A 6,159-nucleotide genomic window follows, 5' to 3' on the forward strand; every position below is an offset into this window, starting at 1 on the left:
GTGCCAGCGTCGATCATTTTATACTTAAAATAATTTGGCGCAAGGGGCGAATGAGGGCGGAGATGACGCATTCCTCAGCCTTCAGACCTGCCCCCAGCTTCAGGCCTCGCGAGGTGCTATGCCGTCCTCGCTTTGGCGGAGCGTTGCGCCGATCCCTTGGCCTTGGCGAGCAGCCGCATCAGCTCACGGATGTCCTTCGGCGACAGGTCGGCGAAGATGTCGGCGATCCACTTCTCGTGCTCGGCGGCCATCTTGCGGAATTCGGCGCGGCCGAGCTTGGTCAGCCGGATGAACTGCACCCGGCGATCGGTTTCCGAGGTGCGGCGATCGATATGGCCTGACTCGACGAGGCGCTCGACCAGGCCGGTGACGTTGCCGTTGGAGACCATCATGCGCTTCGACAGGTCCGACAGCGTCATCCCGTCGGCCACCTTGTCGAGCTGGGCCATCAGATCGAACCGCGGCAGCGTGACGTCGAACGTCTCGCGCAGCTGGCTGCGCACCTCGCCTTCGATCAGGGTGGTGCAGGTCAGAAGGCGGAGCCATAGCCGCAGCTCGGTGCCGTGGTCATCGGGCAACTCGACGGCTTTGGTTTCGGAATCGAGATTCATGCGACGATCGCGCCTCCGCGGCGGTTCCAGCCGGACTTGATATTTTGAGCTTCAAGCAATTTGCGGCACGCCGCAAGGACAAATGCGAATCGCGGCGCTGCCGCCGGCCCGATCCTGCAATTTCTTTAAACTTCAAGCAATTGGCGCGGCGCTTGCATGGGGTTCGCCTCAGGTCACGGCGCGACGCCGCATCGCTTGCAGCGATCGCGCTCGTCAGAATAAGCTGCGGCCAAGCGATCGAGAGACAGGCCGTCAAGAAACCAGCCGGGGGAGTTCAATGAAACAATTGACGACGATGGCGGGACTGGCAGCGCTGCTGAGCGTTGCGATCACCCCGGTGGCCGCGCAAGACAAGATCAAGATCGGCGTGCTGGTGACAACATCAGGCCCGGCGGCGGCGCTCGGCCAGCAGGTGCGCGACGGCTTTGCGCTCGCGGTGAAGGACCTCGGCGGCAGGATGGCCGGCCGCGAAGTCGAGATCATCAACGCCGACGACGAGCTCAAGCCCGACGGCGCGGTGGTCAAGGTACGCAGCCTGCTGGAGCGCGACAAGGTCGACTTCGTCGTCGGTCCAATCTTCTCCAACATCCTGCAGGCGATCCATCGCCCGGTCACCGAGAACAAGACCTTCCTGATCAGCCCGAATGCCGGCCCCTCCAGCTACGCCGGCAAGGAGTGCAGTCCGTTCTTCTATGTGACCTCGTACCAGAACGACCAGGTGCACGAGATACTCGGCAAGGTGGCGCAGGACCGCGGCTACAAGCGGGTCTATCTGCTGGTGCCGAACTATCAGGCCGGCCGTGACTCCGTCGCCGGGTTCAAGCTCGACTACAAGGGCGAGATCGTCGAGGAGTCCTACACGCCGCTCAACACGCTGGATTTCCAGCCCGAGCTGTCCAAGATCGCCTCGCTGAAGCCGGACGCGTTGTTCACCTTTATGCCCGGCGGCATGGGCGTCAATCTGGTCAAGCAGTACAAGCAGGCCGGCGCGACCGTGCCGGTCCTCTCAGCCTTCACCGTCGACGAATCCACCTTGCCCGCGCAACAGGACGCCGCGGTCGGCATGTTCGGCGGCGCCAACTGGGCGCCCAACCTCGATAATGCCCAGAGCAAAAAGTTCGTCGCCGCCTATGAGGCGGCCTATGGCGGCGTGCCCGGCACCTACGCGATGCAGGCCTACGACGCGGCGCTGTTGATCGACAGCGCGGTCAGGTCTGTGAAGGGCGACCTTTCCAACAAGGACGCGGTCGCGGCGGCGCTGAAGAAGGCCGACTTTAGCTCGCTGCGCGGTACGTTCAAGTTCAGCAACAACGGCTATCCGATCCAGGACTTCTATCTTACCAAGGTCGCTAAACGGCCGGACGGCAAATTCCAGACCGAGATCGTCGAAAAGGTGTTTTCGAACTACGGCGACCGCTACGCCAAGGACTGTGCGGCCAAATAGAACACGCCGGTTCGCGTGAAGAGGATGCGTCAAACAAGAGCATGGAGCAATCATGAAAGACGAGATCGCCGGCATCACCCGCGCCAATGAGGGCATCCAGGGCATATCCTGGAGCATCCTCGGCCAGACCTACGTTCCGAAGAGCCGCAGCGAGCATTCCTTCTCCTGGCACGCCACCTTCCCGCCCGGCACCTTCGTTCCGCCACACATCCATCCGGACCAGGACGAGTATCTCTACATCCTCGAGGGCAAGCTCGATTTCATGCTCGACGGCGCCGACGAGTCCGCGACACCAGGCGATCTGGTACGGCTGCCGATGGGCAAGCCGCACGGCATCTTCAACAAGTCGCAGCAGCCGGCAAAGACGCTGTTCTGGGTCTCGCCGACCCGCAGGCTGTACGACCTGTTCTGGGCGATCCACAACATGAAGGAGCAGAACCCGGACGACGTGGTACGGCTCGCCGCCGAGCACAACATCCACTTCCTCCCCCCGCCCCCGGCGTAGCGTTCAGGCAGCCTCTGTTCCGTCATCTGGGAGGATGTGAGGCTATATCCTCATCCACCGCTGTCATCGCCCGGCCTTGACCGGGCGATCCAGTATTCCAGAGGATGCCAGCGATAGAACCGAGGGCCGCGGTGTACTGGGTCGCCCTGTCAAGCCGGCGACGACACCGATCAAGTTGGGCATACCAACCCCCGTCACCCTGAGGTGCTCGCCTCTTCGGCGAGTCTCGAAGGATGAATCGGCCACCAGCGGGGCCGTCGACCCTTCGAGGGCCGCTGAAGAAGCGGCCGCCTCAGGGTGACGGATGACTAATCTCAGTTCTGGTGCCTACTGCCGCGCCACCACGCGCGCGGCAAAGCCGGCTTTCGCCGCGTAGCCGCGCACGATGGCTTCGCGCGCCTCGTAATTCAGGATGGTGTCGACATCCGTAAAACCCTGCGGCGCGAGCTGCTCGACGGCGTCGATCACGCCTTCCGGGCCGCCGCGGCGGTTGGAAGCGACGATGTCGGCGGTCGTCGGCAGGCGCTGCCGCTCATAGGCGGCGAGCGCCTGGCGCGGATGTTCCGATCGCACCAGCATGTCCGCAAGGCATCGCGCATCCAGCACAGCCTGCGAGGCACCGTTCGAGCCGACCGGATACATCGGATGCGCGGCGTCGCCGAGCAGCGTGACCCGGCCGCTCGACCAATACGGCAGCGGATCGCGGTCGCAGCACGGATACTCCCAGAATTCCGGCGTCGCGTTGATCAGGCCGGCGAAGTCGACCTGCGGGATCGTGAAGCCGGTGACATAGGGCATCATCTCCTCGCGCCGGCCGAGATTGGACCAGCCCTCGCGGCGCGGCGGCGGAGAGGAGCCATCGCCGATCCGCACCAGCACCGCCCAGTTGGTGAGCCGGCTTGCCGGGCTCGAGCCCGGCGCGATCGGATAGATCACGGCTTTTGCATTGAGCCCGCCGGCGATGATCATCGAGCGTCCGGTCAGGAACACGGGCCAATCGGTGGCCCCGCGCCACAGCATCAGCCCGTTCCAGCACGGACCGCCCTCATCCGGGAACAGCGTCTGGCGCACCTTGGAGTGAATGCCGTCGGCCCCGATCAGAATATCGCCGCGCGCGGTGTGGACATGGCTGCCGCTGCGATCGAAGAAATAGGCCGACACGCCGCCCTCGTCCTGCGTGAAGGAGCCGAGCCGGCAGCCGGTGCGGATCGCATCGGCGCCGAGGCGCTCGATCACGGCCTGGTGGATCACGCCTTGCAGGCGGCCACGATGGATGGAGAATTGCGGCACCTCGTGGCCGGCATCGAGCCCGCGCTTCTCGTGCCAGACCTGCTGGCCGTGTCGTGTCAGATAGAACAGCTCGTAGGTACGGATCGCGACCTCGTCGAGTCTATCAAGCAGGCCGAGGCCCGCGAGCTCGCGGATCGCATGCGGCAGCGTGTTGATGCCGACGCCGAGCTCGCGGATGGTTTCCGACTGCTCGTACAGCTCGCACTGGATGCCGCGCGCACGCAGCATCAGCGCAGTGGTGAGGCCGCCAATGCCGCCTCCGACGATAATCGCTTTCATCGTCCTCTACTCCACTCACACCAGGACGGCCAACCAGCTTCGCCTAGGGTCGCATGCCCCCTCGCCTGGCCGCAAGCGGGTTTGTCGTTCCGGCCTCCGCGCGCTCGCCTTGTCTCGCCTTAGGATTAACATTGGCTCAGCGCGTCCCTCTATTGGACCCGTCATCCTGAGAGGGTCTGACATTAGGCCGTGACTATCCTTCAATCCGGCACCACCGCAATCGCCTGGATCTCCACCTTGGCGCGGTCCTCGATCAGGCCGGACACCTGGATCGCCGTCATCGCCGGAAAGCGGCGGCCCATGACGTCGCGATAGACTGCGCCGATCTCCTTCAGCCGCGCCGAGTATTCCTTGCGGTCAAGCAGGAACCAGGTCATCGACACGATATGCTCGGGTCCCGCGCCGCCGGCCGCGGCGACGGCGACGATGTTCTGCAAGGTCTGGCCGATCTGCGCGACGAGATCGTCCGTCTCGAATACGCATTGCCCGTTCCAGCCGATCTGGCCGGCGATGAATATCTGCTTGCCGCGCGTGGCCACGCCGTTGGCGTAGCCGACCGGCTTGGCCCAACCGTCCGGTTGCAATATCTCGATCATCTCAATTGCCCTCGAAGGCTGGTTTCTGCTTGGCGGCGAACGCATCGAAGGCGCGGCGGAAATCGCCTGTGACCATGCAGATCGCCTGCGCCTGCGCCTCGGACTCGATCATCTCGTCGACGCCCATTGCCCATTCCTGGTTGAACATGGTTTTGGTCACGCCATGCGCGAACCACGGGCCATCGGCGAGCGAGCGCGCCAGTTCGTGCGCTGCAGCGGCAAGCTCGGCCGGCGGCACCAGGCGGTTATGGAAACCCCACGCCAGGCCTTCGTCGGCGCTCATCGCCCGTCCGGTGTAGAGCAGGTCCGCGGCGCGGCCCTGGCCGATCACGCGCGGCAGCAGCCCGCACGCTCCCATGTCGGCGCCGGCGAGGCCGACGCGGGTGAACAGGAACGCGGTTTTGGCCTGCGGCGTCGCCAGCCTGAGATCTGAGGCCAGCGCAAGCATCGCGCCGGCGCCGGCGCAGATCCCGTCGATCGCGGCGACGATGATCTGCGGGCATTTGCGCATCGCGCGCACCACCTCGCCGGTCATGCGGGTGAAGGCGAGCAGGTCCGGCATCGCCATCCGCGTCAGCGGCTCGATAATCTCGAACACGTCGCCGCCGGAGCAGAAATTGCCGTCGGCGCCGGTCAGCACGATCGCACGGACATCGGAGGCAGACTTGAGGTTGGTGAAGAGATCGCGCAGCTCCTCGTAGGATTCGAAAGTCAGCGGGTTCTTCTTGTCCGGCCGGTTCAGCGTGATGGTCGCGACACGGCCGCTGTCATCGGCCTGCCAGCGGAAGTGCTTTGCGGGGTAATCCTTGAACGGACGGAGCTTTGCTTTCATCTCGGACATGATCTGTTCCTTCACCCGGTAAGGACTTCGCCGCCGGCGACCGCGACGGCTTGTCCGTTGATTGACGATGCGGCTTCGGACGCGAGCCAGAGGACGGCATCGGCCACCTCCTCCGGCGTCACCAGCCGCTGCATCGGATTGACCTTGGCCAGCGCGGCGCGTGCTTCATCCTCGCTGCGGCCGGTCTTGGCGACGATGTTGGCGGTGGCGTCCGCCACCAGCGGCGTGTCGGTATAGCCGGGGCAGACGGCATTCACCGTGACGCCGCGCCGTGCATATTCCAGCGCCAGCGAACGCGTCAGGCCGACGACGCCGTGCTTGGCCGCGACATAGGCCGAGACGTAGCCATAACCGGTGAGCCCCGCGGTCGAGGCGACGTTGATCACGCGCCCGCGGCCGCGTTTGGCCATCCCGGGAAGCACGGCGTGCGTCACCAGGAAGACGCTGGTGAGATTGCTCGCCAGCATGTCCGCCCACAGCACCGCATCCGTCTTGTCGAACGGCGCACTGCCGGCCTTGCCGGCGTTGTTGACGAGGATGTCGATCGGCCCGGCCTCGGCCTCGATCTGCGCAACGCCCTTGCGCACCGCCGC

At 64.8% G+C, this 6,159-nt stretch carries 7 protein-coding genes; 2 read left to right on the plus strand and 5 right to left on the minus strand.

The genetic code is table 11. The annotated features are described in order from the left end of the window. Positions 1-116: 116 nt before the first annotated feature. Entirely contained in the window at positions 117-611 is a 495-nt protein-coding gene (locus tag J6500_RS06125) for a MarR family winged helix-turn-helix transcriptional regulator (protein ID WP_225711770.1), read from the minus strand. 295 nt (positions 612-906) lie between these two features. Between J6500_RS06125 and J6500_RS06130 the strand changes: the two genes are divergently transcribed. Both J6500_RS06130 and J6500_RS06135 read left to right on the plus strand, forming a co-directional pair. Further along, on the plus strand, positions 907-2,055 hold the full coding sequence (locus tag J6500_RS06130) for an ABC transporter substrate-binding protein (RefSeq protein WP_376707759.1): 1,149 nt from the start codon (positions 907-909) through the stop codon (positions 2,053-2,055). Positions 2,056-2,107: 52 nt separating this feature from the next. Continuing rightward, positions 2,108-2,560 carry a cupin domain-containing protein gene (locus tag J6500_RS06135; protein ID WP_225711772.1) on the plus strand — a complete coding sequence of 151 codons (453 nt, stop codon included), beginning with the start codon at positions 2,108-2,110 and terminating at the stop codon, positions 2,558-2,560. A gap of 327 nt (positions 2,561-2,887) precedes the next feature. On the opposite strand, the gene J6500_RS06140 is transcribed toward J6500_RS06135, so the two are convergent. The 4 genes from J6500_RS06140 to J6500_RS06155 all read right to left on the minus strand — a co-directional run. Then, positions 2,888-4,129 (minus strand): flavin-dependent oxidoreductase, encoded by a 1,242-nt coding sequence (locus J6500_RS06140; RefSeq protein WP_225711773.1) that lies wholly within the window; start codon positions 4,127-4,129, stop codon positions 2,888-2,890. A 200-nt stretch (positions 4,130-4,329) separates the two neighbouring features. Next, positions 4,330-4,725, minus strand: a complete 396-nt coding sequence (locus tag J6500_RS06145) for a RidA family protein (RefSeq protein ID WP_225711774.1) — start codon at positions 4,723-4,725, stop codon at positions 4,330-4,332. A gap of 1 nt (position 4,726) precedes the next feature. Then, positions 4,727-5,566: an enoyl-CoA hydratase family protein gene (locus tag J6500_RS06150; protein WP_225711775.1), complete on the minus strand. Its 840-nt coding sequence runs from the start codon at positions 5,564-5,566 to the stop codon at positions 4,727-4,729. Between the two features lie 11 nt (positions 5,567-5,577). Beyond that, positions 5,578-6,159, minus strand: a 582-nt coding sequence (locus J6500_RS06155) for an SDR family NAD(P)-dependent oxidoreductase (protein ID WP_225711776.1), incomplete at its 5' end; no start/stop codon positions are given.

Origin of the sequence: Bradyrhizobium semiaridum (assembly GCF_020329505.1) — a bacterium.
Classification (GTDB): domain Bacteria; phylum Pseudomonadota; class Alphaproteobacteria; order Rhizobiales; family Xanthobacteraceae; genus Bradyrhizobium; species Bradyrhizobium semiaridum.